The organism is Pseudomonas sp. H1_D05 (assembly GCF_054682705.1).
Map to the genome: position 1 here is coordinate 1,182,501 of NZ_CP162825.1, position 19,549 is coordinate 1,202,049.

Consider the following 19,549-nt stretch of genomic DNA (forward strand, 5'->3'; position numbering starts at 1 on the left):
CGCCCGGCGCTTCCTGGATACCGACGTAGTTGCCCAAGGATTTGGACATCTTCTTCACGCCATCCAGACCTTCGAGCAGCGGCATGGTCAAAATGCATTGAGCCTCTTGACCATAACCACGCTGCAACTCACGCCCCATCAGCAAGTTGAACTTCTGATCGGTACCACCCAGCTCGACATCCGCCCGAAGCGCAACCGAATCGTATCCCTGCACCAGCGGATAGAGGAACTCGTGAATAGCGATTGGCTGATTGGTGGTGTAGCGCTTATCGAAGTCGTCACGCTCAAGCATACGCGCCACGGTGTACTGAGAGGTCAGGCGGATGAAGTCCGCCGGCCCCATCTGGTCCATCCAGGTGGAGTTGAACGCAACTTCGGTTTTCGCCGGATCAAGAATCTTGAACACCTGCGTCTTGTAAGTCTCGGCGTTTTCCAGAACCTGCTCGCGAGTCAACGGAGGACGCGTAGCACTCTTGCCGCTCGGATCACCGATCATTCCGGTGAAGTCACCTATAAGGAAGATAACCTGATGCCCCAGCTCCTGGAACTGGCGCAGCTTATTAATAAGCACCGTGTGACCCAAATGCAGATCAGGAGCGGTCGGATCGAAACCAGCCTTGATACGCAGCGGTTGGCCGCGCTTGAGCTTCTCGATCAGCTCGGACTCGACCAATAGTTCTTCCGCACCACGTTTAATCAGCGCTAGCTGCTCTTCAACCGACTTCATAACAGACCCGCAAGGCTCAGATTCAAAGGGAACCAACCATACAAGATCGTGCACCAATTACAAGTTTTGCCCGGCGCACGGACACCAATCCACAAACGCGGCGTCTGCAGACTTGCTTCAGAGATGATTTGGTTATATTTTATACAGTTATTTCATCTTCATCATGTCATTCATCTTTTCCAATTCATCTTTTTTCAAAGTCAAAATTACTTATGACCACAGAACCGTCTAAAGCGCCTCCGCTTTACCCGAAGACCCACCTGCTCGCCGCAAGTGGAATCGCCGCCCTTCTCAGCCTGGCACTCCTGGTATTCCCTTCCAGTGATGTTGAAGCCAAAAAGACGACCCTGAGCCTTGAACTGGAAAGTCCTGCTGAACAACTGACACAAGATCAAGACGCCGCTGACGCAGCTCAAGCCACAAATGAGCCCGTAGCTTCGCCATTTGCTCAAATCGAAAACAGTAGCGAAAACACCCCGCAAACCGCAGAGGCTGCACCTGCGCCAGCCGCTGAAAAGCCAAAAGCGCCTGGCCATCGCGAGGTCATTGTTGCCAAGGGCGATACCCTGTCGACCCTGTTCGAAAAGGTCGGCCTGCCTGCCGCCTCCGTTCACGAAGTCCTGGCCAGCGACAAACAAGCCAAACAGTTCAGCCAACTCAAGCATGGCCAGAAGCTCGAATTCGAATTGACCCCTGACGGCCAACTGACCAGTTTGCACAGCAAGGTCAGTGACGTCGAAACCATTACCCTGACCAAGAATGACAAGGGTTATGCCTTCAACCGGGTTACCGCAAAACCAACCGTTCGAACTGCTTACGTCCATGGCGTAATCAATAGCTCGCTCTCACAATCAGCAGCCCGTGCCGGTCTCTCCCATAGTCTGACCATGGATATGGCCAGCGTCTTTGGCTACGACGTCGATTTCGCTCAAGACATCCGCCAGGGTGACGAATTCGATGTGATCTACGAGCAGAAAGTGGTCAACGGCAAAGCCGTCGGCACCGGACCTATCCTGTCCGCTCGCTTTACTAACCGCGGCAAGACCTACACCGCCGTGCGTTACACCAACAAGCAAGGCAACAGCAGCTACTACACCGCTGACGGCAACAGCATGCGCAAGGCGTTCATCCGTACTCCGGTGGATTTCGCCCGCATCAGTTCGAAGTTCTCAATGGGCCGCAAGCACCCGATTCTCAACAAGATTCGCGCCCACAAAGGTGTTGATTACGCTGCGCCGCGCGGCACGCCAATCAAGGCTGCCGGTGACGGTAAAGTGTTGCTGGCCGGACGTCGTGGTGGCTACGGCAACACGGTGATCATCCAGCATGGCAACACCTACCGCACGCTGTACGGCCACATGCAAGGCTTCGCCAAAGGCGTGAAGACTGGCGGCTCCGTTAAGCAAGGCCAAGTCATCGGCTACATCGGCACCACCGGCCTCTCGACCGGCCCGCACTTGCACTATGAGTTCCAGGTCAACGGCGTTCACGTCGATCCGCTGGGACAGAAGCTGCCAATGGCTGATCCAATTGCCAAAGCCGAACGCGCTCGCTTCCTTGCACAGAGCCAGCCGCTGATGGCGCGCATGGATCAAGAGAAAGCCACCATGCTGGCTTCGAGCAAGCGCTAAGTCATGGCCCTGTATATCGGCGTGATGTCCGGAACCAGCCTCGACGGTCTGGACATTGCCCTGATCGAACAGACTTCGGCGATCAAACTGGTCGCCACCCACTACATCCCCATGCCTGAATCCCTGCGCGCCGAGCTGCTTGGCTTGTGCGCCAGCGGTCCTGACGAAATCGCCCGCTCGGCGATTGCCCAGCAGAACTGGGTGACACTCGCGGCGCAGGGCATTCATACCCTCCTCGATCAGCAGCGACTCAAACCGCAAGACATTCGGGCGATAGGCAGCCACGGCCAGACCATTCGCCATGAGCCTGCACGCGGTTTCACCGTGCAGATCGGCAACCCCGCTCTGCTGACCGAACTGACCGGTATCACCGTAGTCAGCGATTTCCGCAGTCGCGATGTGGCGGCCGGAGGCCAAGGCGCTCCGCTGGTACCTGCATTTCATGAAGCGTTATTTGAAGAGCGTACCGGTAACCAGGCCGTCTTGAATGTCGGCGGCTTCAGCAATCTGAGTCTGATTGAGCCGACCAAACCTGTAGCCGGTTTCGACTGCGGCCCCGGGAATGTGCTGATGGACGCCTGGATTCACCAGCAGCGCGGCGAAAACTATGATCGCAATGGCGACTGGGCTAAAACAGGTTCAGTCGAGCCGACACTGCTAAACGCACTCCTCAGCGATCCGTTCTTCGTCACCAAGGGGCCGAAAAGTACCGGCCGAGAAGTGTTCAACCTGCCCTGGCTGGAACAACATCTCTCGCACCTGCCAACCTTTGCTGCCGAGAACGTGCAAGCGACGCTGCTTGAGCTGACCGCGTTGACGATCATTGAATCTTTGCAAAACGCTCAAACCGATACTCAGGAACTGTTGGTCTGCGGCGGCGGCGCGCACAACGCCACGCTGATGAAGCGTCTGGCCGAGCTGCTGCCGACCACCAAAGTCGCCAGCACTGCCACTCACGGCGTTGACCCGGACTGGGTCGAAGCCATGGCCTTCGCCTGGCTGGCCCATTGCTGCCTAGAAGGCATCGCCGCCAACCGCCCAAGCGTCACCGGCGCACGCGGGCTGCGGATACTTGGCGCTATCTACCCTGCTTAAAGATTAAGCACAGCAAAACGCCGCAGAACCGTGAGGCTCTGCGGCGTTTTGTTATCTGGAGCGAGGAGCGATCAGATCGAGAACGAAGACCCGCAACCACACGTCGTGGTGGCGTTCGGGTTCTTGATCACGAAACGCGAACCTTCCAGACCTTCCTGGTAGTCCACTTCAGCACCGGCCAGATACTGGAAGCTCATCGGATCCACCACCAGACTCACGCCTTCGCGCTCGACGATGGTGTCGTCCTCGGCCACATCTTCATCGAAGGTGAAACCGTATTGAAACCCTGAACAACCGCCGCCCGTAACGAATACGCGCAGCTTCAAGCGATCATTCCCCTCTTCATCGACCAGGCTCTTCACCTTGTGCGCGGCACCGTGGGTGAATTGCAAAGCCGTGGGGGTGAAGGATTCGACGCTCATGCTGACTATCTCCCGGCGTTACGCCGCCATAATGCGTGATGACGCGCATTATCCGCTTGTCCGAGAAAATCGGTCAACTATTGTTACGGTATATCAATAAACCCGACGAGCTGTTCAGAATGCAAAAAGGCCCGCTGAACGGGCCTTTTCGCTGTGCTGCTTAAAGTGTTACGGCAGCATACCGGCGTGGGACAGACCGAAACGCTCGTCCAGCCCGAACAGGATGTTCATGTTCTGCACCGCTTGACCCGACGCACCTTTGACCAGGTTGTCGATCACCGACAGCACCACCACCAGATCGCCATCCTGCGGACGATGAACGGCGATACGGCACACGTTGGCACCGCGCACGCTACGGGTTTCCGGATGGCTGCCGGCCGGCATTACATCGACGAACGGTTCGTTGGCATAGCGCTTTTCAAACAGCGCCTGCAGATCCACTGAGCGATCAACCACGGTCGCGTAGAGCGTCGAGTGAATGCCACGGATCATCGGAGTCAGGTGCGGAACGAAGGTCAGACCGACATCCTTGCCCGCTGCGCGACGCAGGCCCTGGCGAATTTCCGGCAGGTGACGGTGACCTTTCACCGCATAGGCCTTCATGCTTTCTGACGTTTCGGAGTACAGCGAGCCGACAGCCGCACCGCGACCGGCACCGCTGACGCCGGATTTGCAGTCGGCGATCAAGCGCGAAGTATCCGCCAGACCAGCCTCGAGCAATGGCAGGAAACCCAGCTGCGTAGCGGTTGGGTAGCAACCCGGTACCGCGATCAGGCGAGCCTTCTTGATTTGCTCGCGATTGACTTCCGGCAGACCGTAAACCGCTTCATCCAGCAACTCCGGTGCGCCGTGCGGCTGACCGTACCACTTGGCCCACTCTTCAGCGTCTTGTAGACGGAAGTCGGCCGACAGGTCGATCACCTTGGTGCCCGCCGCGAGCAATTCACCGGCCAATGCGTGAGCCACACCGTGCGGTGTAGCGAAGAACACTACGTCGCAAGCGCCGAGGGTCTTGATGTCTGGGACGCTGAAGGCCAGGCCGTCGTAGTGTCCGCGCAGGTTCGGGTACATGTCAGCCACGGCCAGACCGGCCTCGGATCGGGAAGTGATCACTACCACTTCTGCCTGCGGATGCTGCGCCAACAGACGCAGCAGTTCGACACCGGTGTAACCCGTGCCGCCGACGATACCGACCTTGACCATAACCTGCCCTCAAAGAACCCACTGGAAAGCCGTCGATAATAGGGGCCGCGCGGCCCTGCGACAACCGTCAAGGTGACGTGCGGACGCTCAAGCCTCTACTATTCGGCTTACCGTGAACCTGGAATAACTAAAAATGCTCTATCTATGGATCAAAGCTTTTCACATTGTCAGCATCGTTTGCTGGTTTGCCGGGCTGTTCTACTTGCCGCGTCTGTTCGTGTATCACGCGCAAAGCGAAGACACGATCAGCAAAGAGCGCTTCAGTGTCATGGAGCGCAAGCTGTATCGCGGCATCATGGGTCCGGCGATGATTGCGACGCTGATCTTCGGCGGCTGGCTGATTTACCTCAACCCGAGCATCTTCAGCATGGGCGGCTGGATTCACGCCAAACTGACCCTGGTCGTCTTGCTGATCGGCTACCACCACATGTGCGGCGCGCAGGTAAAACGTTTTGCCCGTGGCGAAAACACCCGCAGCCATGTCTTTTATCGCTGGTTCAATGAAGTGCCGGTTCTGATATTGCTGGCTATCGTAATTCTGGTCGTGGTCAAGCCGTTCTAACTTCAACAAGTACAGATCCTTGGGGTGTTCATAATGTCGCTGCCCGCTTTGCTCGAACAACGTCTGCGTCTGCCTGTAGTGGCGGCGCCGATGTTTCTGATTTCCAACCCTGAGCTGGTGCTCGCCTGCTGCCGTAATGGCGTGGTCGGCAGTTTTCCTGCGCTGAACCAACGCGAAAGCAGCGGATTCAAAGCCTGGCTGGAACAGATCGAAGCGGGCCTGGCGACACTGGACAACCCGGCGCCGTACGCGGTGAACCTGATCGTGCACAACAGCAACCCGCGCTTGCAGGCAGACCTGAACATCTGCGTCGAACACAAAGTACCGATCGTCATCACCAGCCTCGGCGCGGTGAAGGAGTTGGTCGACGCGGTACACAGTTATGGCGGCCTGGTCTTCCATGACGTCACCACTCGCCGACATGCCGAGAAAGCGGCCGAGGCGGGTGTCGACGGTTTGATCGCCGTGGCGGCCGGCGCCGGGGGGCATGCCGGGACCTGGAGTCCGTTTGCGCTGATTGCCGAGATCCGTCAGTTCTTCGATAAAACCCTTCTGCTTGCAGGATGTCTTAACCACGGGCATGAGATTCTCGCCGCACAGCTGCTCGGCGCGGATCTGGCCTACTTCGGTACGCGATTTATCGGCACCACGGAAAGTCATGCGCCCGACGCCTACAAGGAGATGCTGCTGACAGCCAAGGCGTCCGACATCATCCATACTCCAGCGGTCTCGGGAGTGCCGGCGAGCTTTATGCGGCAGAGCCTGGAAGCGGCCGGGTTCGACATGGCCGCTCTGCAAGGCAAAGGCGAAGTGAATTTCGGTGACAAGCTCAAGCCAATCAATGATGAAGCCAAAGCCTGGAAGACTGTGTGGTCGGCCGGACAAGGCGTCGGACAGATCGATGACCTGCCGAGCGTAGATCAATTGATCGCACGGCTGGACGCTGAATACCGGAAAGCCCAGGAACACGCAGCACAATTGCCAAAACGCTGGCCGCGCGAATAAAACCGGGCCAGTCGACTCAAGACTGGCCTTACACTGACGACCTTTCAAACCATTCGCGACAAGGATGCCTCGGCCATGAGCGAACCCCGTTACAAGATCGTATTCGACGGTGCTTTGCAGCCCGGTGTCGATATCACTACCGCCAAGCTCAATCTGGCTGATCTTTTCAAAAGTGAAGTGGCCGCCATCGAACGCCTGTTCAATGGCCGCGCCGTAGCACTCAAACGCGACCTGTCCCACAACGATGCACAGGCTTATCTACAAGCTCTGAGCAAAACCGGGATTGATGCACGCATTGAAGCAGAGACGGCAATCGAACTGAATCTATCGGACGTCCAGGAACACTCCACTGTGGTGGCAGAACCGGACTCCCCGTATGCACCGCCTCGCGCCAATGTGGGGGAAAATCTTCCGGCGTTCGCCACGCTCAAGCCGTTCAGCGTCGAAGGGCGAATCGGCCGCCTGCGTTTTCTGGCATGGACGATGGTCCTGAGTCTGGTGACCCTGCCCATTGTCGGCGTGTTCGCCCTGCTGGCTCTGGGTCTGGTCAGCGGCGACTCCACCACCGGCCTGATCATCGGCGGAATTTTCGCGTTCTTCCTGTTTATCGCCTTCCTGATTGTCAGCATTCTGTTCAGCGTCCAGCGTCTGCACGACATTGGCTGGTCCGGCTGGCTCTGGCTGCTGAACCCGGTACCGTTCGTGGGCAGCTTCTTCCCGCTGGTGATCATGGTCGTACCGGGCAACACCGGCGCCAATCGCTACGGCCCTCCCCCGCCGCCAAACAGCACCGCCGTGAAAGTGCTGTGCTCCCTGTGGATCGTGTTCTTCGCACTGATTTTTGTCGGTGGAATGCTCGGCGGCATCTCAGCCATCCAGCAGGAATATGAAAGCAATCTGGAAAGCAGCTACGAAAGTGGCTCGGTGACCACTGACGAAGTCGAAGTAGAGGTCGAAACGCCTGCGGATTCCGCCGACGAGGCAGCCGAAGCGGCGCAGGCCCCTGTAGACTCTGCGAAAGAATGAACAGCGCTCCCCGCCGTGACACCCGCGTCGCCGGCGCGGAGCTGTTGCGATGGAGAATTGCATGACCCGTTACGCACTGATCACCGGCGCCTCCAGCGGCATCGGCCTGGCCATGGCCGAAGCTCTGGCCCGGCGTGGCCGCAGCCTGATTCTGGTGGCCCGACAGCGTGATCAGCTCGAAAGCATTGCGATCGAATTGACCCAGCGTTTTGGCGTCGAGGTACTGTTCCGCGCCTGCGATCTGGGCGAGCCATTGCGTCTGTCCGGCTTCCTGCTGGAACTGGAAGAAGGTGACCGACAGATCGACTTGCTGGTCAATTGCGCCGGCATCGGCACCTGCGGCCCGTTTCTCGCACAGGACTGGATGACCGAGCAGGATCTGATCGAAGTGAACATCCTCGCCCTCACCCGTCTCTGCCACGCCATCGGCAACAGCATGGCGCTGCAGGGCGGCGGGCAGATTCTCAACGTCGCCTCGGTGGCCGCCTTCAATCCCGGCCCATGGATGAGCACTTACTACGCCAGCAAGGCGTATGTGCTGCACTTCTCCGAAGCCTTGCGGGTTGAACTGAAACAAAGTGCGGTGAAGGTCTCGGTACTCTGCCCCGGCCCGACACGCACGGCATTTTTCCGCACGGCGCAGCTGAACAGCGACAAACTCAAAGACAGCAAGTTAATGATGAGCCCAGAGGAAGTTGCGCTGTACACCGTACGCGCCCTCGACAAGAACCGCGCAATCATCATTCCCGGACGACGCAACCGCTGGTTCGCGTTCTTGCCGCGACTGGGCTCGCGCTGGCTCAATCGCACCATCGTCGGTATGGTCAATAAAGCTTACTGCCCGCGCTGAAGAAACCGGATTCAACGCGGTACACTCGATTCAGCCCAAACAGCGGAGAAAACAGCAGTGGATACTCTGTTCACCAAGATCATCAACCGGGAAATCCCGGCCAAGATCATTTACGAAGACGACCAGGTTCTGGCCTTCCATGACATCGCCCCTCAGGCACCGGTGCATTTCCTGGTGATCCCGAAAAAACCGGTGCGCACCCTCAATGACCTGACCGAAGATGACAAGGCACTGGCCGGGCACATCCTGTTCACTGCGCAGCGTCTGGCACTGGAACTGGGTTGCGAAGAAGGTTTCCGCGTGGTGATGAACTGCAATGAAAAAGGTGGGCAGACCGTCTATCACATTCATATGCACGTACTCGGTCAGCGTCAGATGAACTGGCCACCGGGCTGATTCACGACAAAAACTGTGGGAGCGAGCTTGCTCGCGAAGGCGTCGGCAGATTCAAAACCTCCATTGCCTGACACTCCGCTTTCGCGAGCAAGCTCACTCCCACAAAAAAGCATGACCGCGCAGCAAATGACCCAACGCAAACCTTCCCCGGCCGATTCGGTTAAACTGGCCGCCGAGATTCTTCCCGGAGGTCAGCATGACTACCCAACGTCACTACTCGCCGATTGACCGTCTTCTGCTGCAAGCCGATGCTGCAATGCGTACTCTGCTGCCCTTCAGTGGCCAGCCGTACCGTCCGTCGCCGGCGATTTTGCAGCCGGACACGCAGATGAGCGACGAAGACACCCGCCACGTCGCCGGCCTGATGCGTATCAACCATACCGGTGAAGTCTGCGCCCAAGCGCTGTATCAGGGGCAGGCGTTGACCGCCAAGCTGCCTCAGGTGCGCGAGGCCATGGAGCACGCCGCCGAAGAAGAGATTGATCATCTGGTCTGGTGCGAACAGCGTATTCATCAGTTGGGCAGCCATACCAGCGTTTTGAATCCACTGTTTTACGGGATGTCGTTCGGGATCGGCGCAGTGGCCGGGTTGATCAGCGACAAGGTCAGCCTTGGATTCGTCGCGGCGACCGAGCATCAGGTGTGCAAGCACTTGAATGAACACCTGGAGCAATTGCCGGCCGAGGACGAAAAGTCCCGGGCAATTCTGGAGCAGATGCGCATAGATGAAGAACATCATGCGGAAAGTGCGCTGGAGGCTGGGGGTTTTCGGTTTCCGGCGCCGGTGAAGTTCGGGATGAGTATTCTGGCCAAGGTGATGACCAAGAGCACTTATCGAATCTGAGATCTGTGTAGGTGCTGAATCGCGAGCAGGCTCGCCCCCACAGGGTGCTTTGTTCCAGCAATAAAAAAGGCGACTGTCCTGAAACAGTCGCCTTTTTTGTACCCGGGAATCTTAGGTCGGCATGTTGCGTGCGTAGAAGATTTCGAGCATTTCGTGTTTCACACGGTCGGTCACCTGAACGCGCTGCTCGGAGGACAGATTGCTGGTGGCGTCGCCGAACAGGTAGTTGTCCAGTTCGAAGTTCTTCAGCAGCATTTTGGTGTGGAACAGGTTTTCCTGGTACACGTTCACGTCAGTCATCTGGTACGCGTCGCGGGTGTCTTCGGAGAGGTAGTTCTGGATCGAATTGATCTCGTGGTCGATGAAGTGCTTGTTGCCTTCAACGTCACGGGTGAAGCCGCGCACACGGTAATCCACAGTCACGATGTCCGAATCGAACTGGTGAATGAGGAAATTGAGCGCTTTGAGCGGTGAAATGACACCACAAGTCGACACATCGATGTCCACACGGAAAGTTGCAATACCGTCATCCGGATGGATTTCCGGGTAGGTGTGCACCGTAATGTGACTCTTGTCGAGGTGGGCCAGGATAATTTCGGGCAACGGACCCGGCGACTCTTCGATCTGGCTTTCAGTCGGGGTTACCGGCTCTTCAGAAATCAGAATCGTGACGCTGGCGCCCTGGGGTTCATAGTCCTGACTGGCAATGTTCAGGATGTTGGCACCAATGATCTCGACAACTTCTGTGAGAATCTGCGTCAGGCGTTTCGCGTTGTACTCTTGATTGATGTACTCGACGTAAGCCTGCTGGTCTTGCGGGGTTTCCGCGTAGCAGATGTCATAGATGTTGAAGCTCAAGGTCTTTGTCAGGTTATTGAACCCGTGGAGCTTGAGTTTGCTTTTCACCGTTAAAAACTCTCTATGTATGCGGCCCGGCCGCGTGATCAAGCATGCCCGTCAAGTGCGAACGACGCACCTGCGTAGGACGGTTAACACCTCTTCGCTATGGCGATTTTGGTTATCTGTTCAAGCGGCTGATCCGTCGGCTGACCGATCACTGCCCTGAAAAAAGTGGCGCAATATGCAGACGTCAACGAGTGATCGTCAGAGTCTGCACTGCGTTTATGATAGTTGAATGTCGGTTCAACCGAGTTCGACGATTTCGTAGTCGTGGGTGATCGCCACGCCTGCCGCGCCAAGCATGATCGAAGCGGAGCAGTATTTCTCGGCGGACAGTTCAATGGCGCGCTTGACCTGAGCTTCTTTCAAGCCACGGCCCTTGACCACGAAATGCATGTGGATCTTGGTGAACACCTTCGGATCTTCGGTCGCGCGCTCGGCGTCGAGAAAGGCCTCGCAGCTTTCAACGGCCTGACGGGATTTCTTCAGGATGCTGACCACGTCGAAGTTGCTGCAACCGCCGACACCCAGCAGAAGCATTTCCATCGGACGAACACCCAGATTACGACCACCGGCGTCCGGCGGACCGTCCATCACCACGACATGACCGCTACCGGATTCGCCGAGGAACATGGCTTCGCCAGCCCATTGGATGCGTGCCTTCATCGCCCAGACTCCACTGTAAAAAAAAGGGTCGCCAGCTTAGCACAGGGCTTTGCCCGGACAGCGAGCAACGTTCCTAGGACACGATGCCTCAGCGCTGTAGGTAATTTCTCGAATTTGCGACGAAGTGTCTGTTAAGCTGGCGCCAATTCGCTGGCGCCCATGCCAGCCCGTGTAGCGACCGCCTTCAGCGCCTCATAAAAAATCAAACATCACCGTGCAGTCTTTTCGGGATACAACCATGGTTGCTATTACCCCCACATCCAAAATCAAGAATCTCGACAAGCTGTTGATGCATTGCCAGCGCCGTCGCCATGCGGCCAAGAGCAACATCATCTGTGCGGGCGATCGCTCGGACACGCTGTACTTCATCATCAAGGGTTCTGTGACGATCCTGATCGAGGATGACGACGGTCGGGAGATGATCATCGCTTACCTCAACGCCGGGGATTTCTTTGGCGAACTGGGCCTGTTCGAGCAAGCGGGACAGGAACAGCAACGCAGCGCCTGGGTGCGGGCCAAGGTCGAATGCGAAACAGCGGAAATCAGCTACGCCAAGTTCCGCGAATTGTCGCAGCAGGATCCGGACATTCTTTACGTACTCAGCGGACAAATCGCACAACGTCTGCGCAACACCACGCGCAAGGTCGGCGATCTGGCGTTCTTCGATGTAACCGGCCGAGTGGCGCGTTGCCTGCTGGAGTTGTGCAAGCAGCCGGACGCAATGACACACCCGGATGGCATGCAGATCAAGGTGACCCGTCAGGAAATCGGCCGGATTGTCGGTTGTTCGCGGGAGATGGTCGGTCGCGTGCTCAAGGATCTTGAGGAGCGCAACCTGGTCGATGTGAAAGGCAAGACCATGGTGGTCTTCGGTACGCGCTAAGCCCGATAGTCAGGCGTTGTAGATCTGCGCCAGCATCAAACGAAACAGTTCATCGAGACGCGCCAAAGCCCCGGGCGCGTTGAACTTTTCATGCAGGCCAATGTGGCTCTCCGCCCGCACCCGCTGCTCCAGGCCGCACGCTTCATTGAAGCGATTGACCGCCGCGACCATCGAGTCGCGCTCGTTATCCATCAGCATCGCACCGTGCACCAGGCCCACCGGACGTTGCCCGCCCTGACTCTGGCGCCAGCGTTGGGCCGTGCCGACCATTTTGCGACCGTCGAGGTTGACGTTGAAACGGCCGTCGCAGAATGCACCGTCGATTTCGCCAAGTGATGACGTGCCGCCCAACTCCTCCAGCAACTGACAGATCGGATCGCAGAGACGGTGGTAGCCGGTTTCGATGCGGTTCAGGTCGCCTTCGCTGCGTGGTGGCGCATAGACCAGGGCGATGTTGATCGTCGCCGCTGATTGCGGGACGGGTTCGCCACCGGTTTCGCGTAGCAGGACGGGCCAGCCAGCGGCGGCTGAGACTTCGCAGGCGTGGTCGAACGTGGCGAGGCGATTGAGGCGGCGAGGCATGACCAACGCACGATCGCTGGGTTGCCAGAATAGAAGGCCGAATTCTGCATCACCGGCGCAGACCGAGGCCAGCAAGTCTTGTTCGGCTTGCAGGCCGGTTTCGATGGTCAGGGAGGTTGGCAGCGACATAACAGGCTCCGGCAACATGGAAATCTTTTGCGGTTTCGATGGCCCCTTCGCGAGCAAGCTCGCTCCCACATTGGAATGCATTTCCCCTGTGGGAGTGAGCCTGCTCGCGATGGTCTCGACTCAGTCTAGAGCGAATCAGTCGAGGGTCGAACCGCTGATGGAAGTCCCGCGCTCCGGGAAGAACAGACGCTGCAATTCAGTGCCAGGATTCTCGGCGCGCATGAACGCTTCACCCACCAGGAACGAATACACTTCGCTGATTTCCATCAACTCGACATCGGCACGATTGAGAATACCGCTCTCAGTGATGACCAGACGATCGCGCGGAATGCGCGGCAGCAGGTCGAGGGTGGTTTCCAGGCTGACGTCGAAGGTGTGCAGGTTACGGTTGTTGACCCCGACCAGCGGCGTGTCGAGGGTTTTCAATGCACGTTCCAGCTCATCGCCGTCGTGCACTTCGACCAACACATCGAGACCGACGCCTTTGGCGACAGCGGCCAGCTCGGCCATTTTCACGTCATCCAGTGCGGAGACGATCAGCAGCACACAGTCAGCACCCAGCGCGCGGGCTTCGACGATCTGGTAAGGATCGATCATGAAGTCCTTGCGAATCACCGGCAGTTTGCACGCGGCTCGGGCCTGTTGCAGATAAGCATCGGCGCCCTGGAAGTAATCGATGTCGGTCAGCACGGACAGACAGGTCGCCCCGCCCTTCTCGTAGCTTTTGGCGATGTCGGCCGGAATGAAGTTCTCGCGGATCACACCTTTGCTCGGCGAGGCCTTTTTGATTTCGGCAATGACTGCAGGCTGCTTCTTCTTGGCTTGCGCCAGCAACGCTTGGGCAAAACCACGGGGTGCATCGGCCGCCTTGGCCAGACTTTCCAGCTCACTCAGGCTCACACGGGCGCTACGCTCGGCGACTTCCTGAACCTTGCGGGCCAGAATGTTTTCCAGAACCGTCGGTACACTCATCCCTCATTCTCCACTTTGAATACCGCGGTAAAGGCACCCAGCTCCTCGAGTTTTTCTCGAGCGAGGCCGGTGTGCAGGGCGTCGTGCGCAAGCTCCACACCCTGTTTCAAACTACTCGCCACGTCAGCGGCATACAGCGCCGCACCGGCATTGAGCACAATCATTTCGGCGGCTTTCTGGCCGTTTTCGGTCTTGCGCTTGCCGAGAGCATCACGGATCAGCGCCAGCGACGCCTCCGGGCCTTCGACCGACAGACCGTGCAGGCTCTGGCTCTTCATGCCGAGATCTTCCGGCTCGACCCAATACTCGGTGATTTCGTTGTTCTTCAACTCGGCAACAAAAGTCGGCGCGGCAAGACTGAACTCGTCCAGGCCGTCCTTCGAATGCACCACCAGTACATGCTTGCTGCCCAGGCGCTGCAAGACTTCGGCCAATGGCCGGCACAATGCCTGAGTGAACACGCCCACCACCTGATGTTTCACACCGGCCGGATTCGTAAGCGGGCCGAGCATGTTGAACAGCGTACGCAGGCCGAGATCGCGGCGCGGGCCGGCGGCGTACTTCATGGCTTTGTGGTGGGTCTGGGCAAACATGAAACCGATGCCGACGTTGTCGATGCAACGCGCGACTTGCACCGGCGTCAGGTTCAGATAGATGCCGGCGGCTTCCAGCAAGTCGGCGCTGCCGCTCTTGCCCGATACCGCGCGGTTGCCGTGCTTGGCCACGGTGCAACCGGCTGCCGCTACGACAAACGAAGAGGCGGTGGATACGTTGAAGATGTTCGCGCCGTCACCGCCGGTGCCGACCACATCGACCACGCCGTCGAGGGTCTTCAGTTCTACCTGATCGGCCAGCTCACGCATCACCGACACGGCGCCGACGATTTCGTCGATGCTCTCGCTCTTCATGCGCATGGCCATCATGAACGCGCCGATCTGCGCGTCGGTGCATTGGCCAGTCATGATTTCGCGCATCACGTCGCGCATTTCATCGGTGCTGAGGTCGAGGTGATCGACGATACGGCTCAGGGCTGTCTTGATATTCATGGGAAGTCCTTAGCGCGTGCCGCCGGTTTGTTTGAGGAAGTTGGCAAACAGCTCATGGCCCTGCTCGGTCAGGATCGACTCGGGGTGAAACTGTACGCCCTCAATGTTCAGGGTCTTGTGACGCAGGCCCATGATTTCGTCGACGCTGCCGTCATCGTGTTGCGTCCATGCGGTCAGCTCCAGGCAATCGGGCAACGTCGCATGCTTGACGATCAGCGAGTGGTAACGGGTGACGGTCAGCGGATGGTTCAGGCCAGCGAAAACGCCCTTGTCCTCGTGGAATACCGGACTAGTCTTACCGTGCATCACCTGCCGCGCACGCACTACGTCGCCGCCAAAGGCCTGACCGATGGACTGGTGGCCGAGGCAGACGCCGAGGATCGGCAGCTTGCCGGCAAAGTGCTTGATGGCTTCGATGGAGATGCCGGCTTCAGTCGGCGTGCAAGGACCGGGGGAAACCACGATGCGCTCAGGCTTGAGTGCTTCGATTTCGGCGATGGTCAGCTCGTCGTTGCGCACGACTTTGACTTCGGCACCCAGCTCGCCGAGGTATTGCACAACGTTGTAAGTAAAGGAGTCGTAGTTGTCGATCATCAGCAACATGGCGTGTCGAACCTCTTGAATTCTGATTTGAAAACAGCCTTCAGATCACTTGCCCGCAGGGCGCTGCACGATGTCGGACGCAGAAAGATGCGTCGGCACAGCGGCATTTCAAACAGGCAAGGAAGGCAAAGCGATACAGATCCGGCGGGGCCGGCAGAAAAGATTCAGGCGCGCCAACGCCAGCGGGCGTGTGCCTTGATGACTTGATCCAGAAGTTTGCTGGTGATCAACACGGGGAAGGTCTCGTTCATACGTTCCGGCACAGTAACTTAGCTGGGCGGAGCGTGCAATATGGCCGGGGCTGCGGCAGATAAAACCGGGGGAGGATTCGCGACCGATGGCAAAACGCCGGGAGTTTTTGGTACTGTCGTTTCGTTCACCCACAATAATAAATAAACGGACTTGCTCATGATCAAACAGACGTTGTTTGTACCGCTGGCTGGCTGCCTGCTTGCACTGGCTTGTGCTCAGGCCAATGCTGCACCCAATCCCTATTCGAATTTCATAGTTTTCGGCGACAGTCTGAATGACGCCGGAACCTTCACCGACACTGGCGGACCGGCCGGCTCCACCGAGCGTTACACCAACCGGACCGGGCCGGTGTATCAGGATGGCAGCGGTGAACTGTATTCATTGAATTCCACGCAGTTGCTCGGCGGACGCCTTGGCTTTTCGCCAGACCAGACAGCCTCCTCCAGCTCTGCCGTGCGCGCCGAAAACGGCCAGCCGGACGGTAACAACTGGGCGGTCGGCGGTTATCGCACCGACCAGATCCTCGACTCGATCACCACGCAATCCGCAACCGGCGAACGCACCCGCGCCGGTTACCTGCCATCGAACGGCTTCCGCGCCGACCCGAAGGCGCTGTATTACATTTCCGGCGGCGGTAACGACTTCCTGCAAGGTCGCATTCTCAGCCTGCCGCAAGCCAACGCCGCCGCCGATCGACTGGCCGACAGCGTGCAGACCCTGCAAACCGCCGGCGCCAAGTACGTGATGGTCTGGCTGTTGCCTGACGTTGGCCTGACCCCGGCCATCAACGGTACACCGCTGCAAGCCTTCAGCAGCCAGCTCGCCACGCAGTTCAACAGCCAGTTGGTCACTCGCCTGCAAGGCATCAACGCTGAAATCATTCCGCTGAACATTCCGGTCCTGTTGTCGGAAGTGTTTGCCGATCCAGGACGTTTTGGCCTCGCAACCGATCAGAACCTCACTGCGACCTGCTTCAGTGGCAATAGCTGCACCGAAAACGCCCGTTACGGCATCAACAGCGCGACACCCGATCCGAGCAAGCTGATCTACAACGACGGCGTGCACCCGACCGAGGCCGGGCAAAAGCTGATCTCCGATTACGCCTATTCCCTGCTCGCCGCGCCGTGGGAGCTGACGCTGCTACCGGAAATGGCCCACGCCACCGTGCGTGCGCATCAGGATGAGCTGCGCAATCAATGGCAGGCGGACTGGGAGAACTGGCAAGCGGTAGGACAATGGCGCGCCATTGTTTCGGCAGGCGGCCAACATCTTGATGTCGACAGCCAAAGCAGCGGCGCCAGCGCCGATGGCAGCGGTTACAACCTCAACGTCGGCGGCAGCTACCGCTTGAATGAAGCTTGGCGCGTCGGTGTGGCAGGCGGTTTCTACCGGCAGAATCTGGAGGCTGGGCATAACGATTCCGACTACAAACTCAACAGCTACATGGCCACGGCATTTGCCCAATATCAGCAAAATCGCTGGTGGGCTGACGCAGCGTTGACCGGCGGCAAACTCGACTACGACAACCTCAAGCGCAAGTTTGATCTGGGCGTCAGCGAAGGTGCTGAAAAAGGCGACACCGACGGCAGCCTCTGGGCCTTCAGCGCCCGCGTCGGTTACGACATTGCCCAGCCGGGCAGCGAGTGGCACCTGTCGCCATTCGTCAGCGCCGACTACGCCAGCGTCGATGTCGACGGCTACTCAGAGAAAAGCAACCGCGCCACGGCGCTGACTTTCGATGATCAGACTCGTGACTCGAAACGCCTGGGGTTGGGCTTGCAGGGCAAGTACAACATCACCCCGCAAACCCAGATATTCGGCGAGTACGCTCACGAGCGTGAGTACGAAGACGACGTGCAGAAGGTCAACATCGCGCTCAATACCTTGCCGGCCAACGACTTCAAACTTGAGGGCTACACGCCGCAGAGTCATTTGAACCGTTTGAGCCTGGGCGTCAGCCACAAACTCACGGCGGATCTGGCGCTGCGCGGCGGCTACTCGCTGCGCAAGGATGATGACTTTACCCAGCAGGGCGTTAATGTCGGGGTTGTGCTCGACTTCTAAATCCCACGCATAAAAAAGCGGCGCCTTCACAGGCGCCGCTTTTTTATGGCTGAACACAGATCAAAATGTAGGAGTGAGCCTGCTCGCGATTACGGTGGTTCAGACAACATATCCGTTGAATGTTAATCCGCTATCGCGAGCAGGCTCACTCCTACAGGGGGTTTTGCGTGAGTTCAGGCTTCCGGGGTTTGCTCGGCCAGGGCCACGGCGCGGAACATCGCGCGGCGTTTGTTCAGGGTTTCTTCCCATTCCAGTGCCGGCACCGAGTCGGCGACGATACCGCCACCGGCCTGCACGTGCAGTTCGCCGTTCTTGATCACCGCCGTACGAATCGCAATCGCGGTGTCCATGTTGCCGTTCCAGGCGAAGTAACCCACCGCCCCACCGTAGACGCCACGCTTGACCGGCTCCAGTTCGTCGATGATTTCCATCGCGCGAATCTTCGGCGCGCCCGACAAGGTGCCCGCCGGCAGAATCGCTCGCAGCGCGTCCATTGCCGTCAGCCCGGCTTTCAACTGGCCGGTGACGTTGGAGACGATGTGCATCACGTTGGAATAGCGCTCGATGACCATCTTCTCGGTGAGCTTCACCGAGCCGATTTCCGAAACCCGGCCAGTGTCGTTACGACCCAGATCGATCAGCATCAAGTGCTCGGCGATCTCCTTGTCGTCTGACAGCAAGTCCTCTTCCAGCGCCACATCCGCTTCTTCCGTGGCGCCACGTGGGCGCGTGCCGGCAATCGGGCGCACGGTGATCAGGTTGTCTTCGACCCGCACCAGCACTTCCGGCGAACTGCCAACGACGTGGAAGTCGCCGAAGTTGAAAAAGTACATGTACGGCGTCGGGTTGAAGCAACGCAAAGCGCGGTACAGATCGATCGGCGCAGCCTTGAAGTCGATCGACATGCGCTGCGACGGCACAACCTGCATGCAGTCACCGGCAAGGATGTATTCCTTGATGGTATCGACGGCTTTTTCGTAGTCGTTCTGGGTGAAACTCGAACGGAACACCGGATCAGCCGACTGCTGCTTGCTGAAATCCAGGCCGCGGCGCGGGGTGATCGGCTGACGGAGTTTTTCCAGCAACGCCTGCAACTGTGCCTGACCTTGTTCGAAGGCATCCGCCTGCGCAGGGTCGGCCAGCACGATCGCGTGCATCTTGCCGGCGAGGTTGTCGAACACCACGACGGCGTCGGAAACCATCAGCAGAATATCCGGTACGCCCAGCGGATCCGGGTTCGGGCACTTGCCCAAGCGCTTCTCGACATAACGCACGCAGTCATAACCGAAGTAACCGACCAGACCACCGTTGAAACGCGGCAGACCGGCGATGGTCGGCACGTTGTAACGCGCCTTGAAGGTTTCGACGAAGGCCAGCGGATCTTCAACGTCGTGGCTTTCGGTCTCGACGCCATCAACGGTGATGCTGACGTGATGGTCATGAACCCGCAACACAGTGCGGCACGGCAGACCGATGATCGAGTAACGGCCCCATTTCTCGCCGCCCTGTACCGATTCGAGCAGGTAGGAGTTGGGCTGGTCGGCCAGTTTCAGGTAGATCGACAGCGGGGTGTCGAAGTCGGCCAGGGTTTCGCAGGCCAACGGAATGCGGTTGTAGCCGTCAGCGGCCAAGCGCAGGAATTCTTCGCGGATCATAAGGTGCCTCGTGGTGTGAGGGGCAAATCAGTCAGG

Annotated in this window: 20 protein-coding genes (1 of these 20 running past the window's edge); 10 read left to right on the plus strand and 10 right to left on the minus strand. The window is 58.3% G+C overall.

Annotated elements, in window-relative coordinates; genetic code table 11:
* Nucleotides 1–727 carry the 5' portion of a tyrosine--tRNA ligase gene (gene tyrS / locus AB4O11_RS05465; RefSeq protein WP_093441830.1) on the minus strand. It extends 473 nt beyond the left edge of the window, so the window shows 727 of its 1,200 coding nt (coding positions 1–727); its start codon is at nucleotides 725–727; its stop codon lies off the left edge, out of view.
* 212 nt (nucleotides 728–939) lie between these two features.
* Here tyrS and AB4O11_RS05470 point away from each other — a divergent pair, with 212 nt between their 5' ends.
* Together AB4O11_RS05470 and AB4O11_RS05475 are read left to right on the plus strand one after the other, a co-directional pair.
* On the plus strand, nucleotides 940–2,358 hold the full coding sequence (locus AB4O11_RS05470) for a peptidoglycan DD-metalloendopeptidase family protein (protein ID WP_093441835.1): 1,419 nt from the start codon (nucleotides 940–942) through the stop codon (nucleotides 2,356–2,358).
* A gap of 3 nt (nucleotides 2,359–2,361) precedes the next feature.
* The gene (locus tag AB4O11_RS05475) at nucleotides 2,362–3,453 is read left to right on the plus strand and encodes an anhydro-N-acetylmuramic acid kinase (RefSeq protein ID WP_093441839.1); all 1,092 of its coding nucleotides are present in this window, start codon (nucleotides 2,362–2,364) and stop codon (nucleotides 3,451–3,453) included.
* Nucleotides 3,454–3,524: 71 nt separating this feature from the next.
* On the opposite strand, the gene erpA is transcribed toward AB4O11_RS05475, so the two are convergent.
* Nucleotides 3,525–3,875, minus strand: coding sequence for an iron-sulfur cluster insertion protein ErpA (erpA, locus tag AB4O11_RS05480; protein ID WP_008077999.1), 351 nt, complete (start codon nucleotides 3,873–3,875; stop codon nucleotides 3,525–3,527).
* Nucleotides 3,876–4,043: 168 nt separating this feature from the next.
* The gene (gene argC, locus AB4O11_RS05485) at nucleotides 4,044–5,078 is read right to left on the minus strand and encodes an N-acetyl-gamma-glutamyl-phosphate reductase (RefSeq protein WP_034155112.1); all 1,035 of its coding nucleotides are present in this window, start codon (nucleotides 5,076–5,078) and stop codon (nucleotides 4,044–4,046) included.
* A 133-nt stretch (nucleotides 5,079–5,211) separates the two neighbouring features.
* Between argC and hemJ the strand changes: the two genes are divergently transcribed.
* The 6 genes from hemJ to coq7 all read left to right on the plus strand — a co-directional run bounded on the left by hemJ (nucleotide 5,212) and on the right by coq7 (nucleotide 9,761).
* On the plus strand, nucleotides 5,212–5,640 hold the full coding sequence (gene hemJ, locus AB4O11_RS05490) for a protoporphyrinogen oxidase HemJ (RefSeq protein WP_034155111.1): 429 nt from the start codon (nucleotides 5,212–5,214) through the stop codon (nucleotides 5,638–5,640).
* Between the two features lie 33 nt (nucleotides 5,641–5,673).
* A complete protein-coding gene (locus AB4O11_RS05495; RefSeq protein ID WP_099757314.1) occupies nucleotides 5,674–6,645 on the plus strand; it encodes an NAD(P)H-dependent flavin oxidoreductase in 972 nt (323 codons plus the stop codon).
* 75 nt (nucleotides 6,646–6,720) lie between these two features.
* Nucleotides 6,721–7,671, plus strand: coding sequence for a DUF805 domain-containing protein (locus AB4O11_RS05500; protein ID WP_460130309.1), 951 nt, complete (start codon nucleotides 6,721–6,723; stop codon nucleotides 7,669–7,671).
* Between the two features lie 61 nt (nucleotides 7,672–7,732).
* Nucleotides 7,733–8,521: an SDR family NAD(P)-dependent oxidoreductase gene (locus tag AB4O11_RS05505; protein WP_093441854.1), complete on the plus strand. Its 789-nt coding sequence runs from the start codon at nucleotides 7,733–7,735 to the stop codon at nucleotides 8,519–8,521.
* 57 nt (nucleotides 8,522–8,578) lie between these two features.
* Nucleotides 8,579–8,917 carry a histidine triad nucleotide-binding protein gene (locus AB4O11_RS05510; protein WP_003228789.1) on the plus strand — a complete coding sequence of 113 codons (339 nt, stop codon included), beginning with the start codon at nucleotides 8,579–8,581 and terminating at the stop codon, nucleotides 8,915–8,917.
* Between the two features lie 196 nt (nucleotides 8,918–9,113).
* Nucleotides 9,114–9,761 (plus strand): 2-polyprenyl-3-methyl-6-methoxy-1,4-benzoquinone monooxygenase, encoded by a 648-nt coding sequence (gene coq7 / locus AB4O11_RS05515; protein WP_008077993.1) that lies wholly within the window; start codon nucleotides 9,114–9,116, stop codon nucleotides 9,759–9,761.
* Nucleotides 9,762–9,872: 111 nt separating this feature from the next.
* Here coq7 and speD read toward each other — a convergent pair whose 3' ends face one another.
* Both speD and AB4O11_RS05525 read right to left on the minus strand, forming a co-directional pair.
* Entirely contained in the window at nucleotides 9,873–10,667 is a 795-nt protein-coding gene (gene speD, locus AB4O11_RS05520) for an adenosylmethionine decarboxylase (protein WP_194935305.1), read from the minus strand.
* A 237-nt stretch (nucleotides 10,668–10,904) separates the two neighbouring features.
* A complete protein-coding gene (locus AB4O11_RS05525; protein ID WP_016772921.1) occupies nucleotides 10,905–11,327 on the minus strand; it encodes an OsmC family protein in 423 nt (140 codons plus the stop codon).
* A 238-nt stretch (nucleotides 11,328–11,565) separates the two neighbouring features.
* Between AB4O11_RS05525 and crp the strand changes: the two genes are divergently transcribed.
* Nucleotides 11,566–12,210 (plus strand): cAMP-activated global transcriptional regulator CRP, encoded by a 645-nt coding sequence (gene crp / locus AB4O11_RS05530; RefSeq protein WP_093441863.1) that lies wholly within the window; start codon nucleotides 11,566–11,568, stop codon nucleotides 12,208–12,210.
* 9 nt (nucleotides 12,211–12,219) lie between these two features.
* Here crp and AB4O11_RS05535 read toward each other — a convergent pair whose 3' ends face one another.
* From AB4O11_RS05535 to AB4O11_RS05550, 4 genes are all read right to left on the minus strand, one after another.
* The gene (locus AB4O11_RS05535) at nucleotides 12,220–12,921 is read right to left on the minus strand and encodes a lipoate--protein ligase family protein (protein WP_257356362.1); all 702 of its coding nucleotides are present in this window, start codon (nucleotides 12,919–12,921) and stop codon (nucleotides 12,220–12,222) included.
* Nucleotides 12,922–13,056: 135 nt separating this feature from the next.
* Complete coding sequence (trpC, locus tag AB4O11_RS05540) at nucleotides 13,057–13,893, minus strand: indole-3-glycerol phosphate synthase TrpC (protein ID WP_093441870.1); 837 nt, start codon at nucleotides 13,891–13,893, stop codon at nucleotides 13,057–13,059.
* A complete protein-coding gene (trpD, locus tag AB4O11_RS05545; protein ID WP_095050325.1) occupies nucleotides 13,890–14,939 on the minus strand; it encodes an anthranilate phosphoribosyltransferase in 1,050 nt (349 codons plus the stop codon). The genes trpC and trpD overlap by 4 nt, the downstream gene beginning before the upstream one ends.
* 9 nt (nucleotides 14,940–14,948) lie before the next feature.
* Nucleotides 14,949–15,542: an aminodeoxychorismate/anthranilate synthase component II gene (locus AB4O11_RS05550; RefSeq protein ID WP_186619856.1), complete on the minus strand. Its 594-nt coding sequence runs from the start codon at nucleotides 15,540–15,542 to the stop codon at nucleotides 14,949–14,951.
* A 408-nt stretch (nucleotides 15,543–15,950) separates the two neighbouring features.
* Between AB4O11_RS05550 and estP the strand changes: the two genes are divergently transcribed.
* On the plus strand, nucleotides 15,951–17,858 hold the full coding sequence (gene estP / locus AB4O11_RS05555; RefSeq protein ID WP_460089082.1) for an esterase EstP: 1,908 nt from the start codon (nucleotides 15,951–15,953) through the stop codon (nucleotides 17,856–17,858).
* A 173-nt stretch (nucleotides 17,859–18,031) separates the two neighbouring features.
* Here the strand turns inward: estP and trpE are convergent, their stop codons facing one another.
* Nucleotides 18,032–19,513, minus strand: a complete 1,482-nt coding sequence (trpE, locus tag AB4O11_RS05560) for an anthranilate synthase component I (RefSeq protein ID WP_223027412.1) — start codon at nucleotides 19,511–19,513, stop codon at nucleotides 18,032–18,034.
* Nucleotides 19,514–19,549 lie beyond the last annotated feature (36 nt).

Bases quoted from the DNA above. Each gene is read 5' to 3' on its own strand.
- erpA (WP_008077999.1), bottom strand. From the start codon at position 3,875: ATGAGCGTCGAATCCTTCACCCCCACGGCTTTGCAATTCACCCACGGT.
- trpE (WP_223027412.1), bottom strand. From the start codon at position 19,513: ATGATCCGCGAAGAATTCCTGCGCTTGGCCGCTGACGGCTACAACCGC.
- coq7 (WP_008077993.1), top strand. From the start codon at position 9,114: ATGACTACCCAACGTCACTACTCGCCGATTGACCGTCTTCTGCTGCAA.
- AB4O11_RS05550 (WP_186619856.1), bottom strand. From the start codon at position 15,542: ATGTTGCTGATGATCGACAACTACGACTCCTTTACTTACAACGTTGTG.
- AB4O11_RS05470 (WP_093441835.1), top strand. From the start codon at position 940: ATGACCACAGAACCGTCTAAAGCGCCTCCGCTTTACCCGAAGACCCAC.
- trpC (WP_093441870.1), bottom strand. From the start codon at position 13,893: ATGAGTGTACCGACGGTTCTGGAAAACATTCTGGCCCGCAAGGTTCAG.
- trpD (WP_095050325.1), bottom strand. From the start codon at position 14,939: ATGAATATCAAGACAGCCCTGAGCCGTATCGTCGATCACCTCGACCTC.
- AB4O11_RS05505 (WP_093441854.1), top strand. From the start codon at position 7,733: ATGACCCGTTACGCACTGATCACCGGCGCCTCCAGCGGCATCGGCCTG.
- argC (WP_034155112.1), bottom strand. From the start codon at position 5,078: ATGGTCAAGGTCGGTATCGTCGGCGGCACGGGTTACACCGGTGTCGAA.
- AB4O11_RS05475 (WP_093441839.1), top strand. From the start codon at position 2,362: ATGGCCCTGTATATCGGCGTGATGTCCGGAACCAGCCTCGACGGTCTG.
- AB4O11_RS05495 (WP_099757314.1), top strand. From the start codon at position 5,674: ATGTCGCTGCCCGCTTTGCTCGAACAACGTCTGCGTCTGCCTGTAGTG.
- hemJ (WP_034155111.1), top strand. From the start codon at position 5,212: ATGCTCTATCTATGGATCAAAGCTTTTCACATTGTCAGCATCGTTTGC.
- AB4O11_RS05525 (WP_016772921.1), bottom strand. From the start codon at position 11,327: ATGAAGGCACGCATCCAATGGGCTGGCGAAGCCATGTTCCTCGGCGAA.
- AB4O11_RS05500 (WP_460130309.1), top strand. From the start codon at position 6,721: ATGAGCGAACCCCGTTACAAGATCGTATTCGACGGTGCTTTGCAGCCC.
- estP (WP_460089082.1), top strand. From the start codon at position 15,951: ATGATCAAACAGACGTTGTTTGTACCGCTGGCTGGCTGCCTGCTTGCA.
- AB4O11_RS05535 (WP_257356362.1), bottom strand. From the start codon at position 12,921: ATGTCGCTGCCAACCTCCCTGACCATCGAAACCGGCCTGCAAGCCGAA.
- crp (WP_093441863.1), top strand. From the start codon at position 11,566: ATGGTTGCTATTACCCCCACATCCAAAATCAAGAATCTCGACAAGCTG.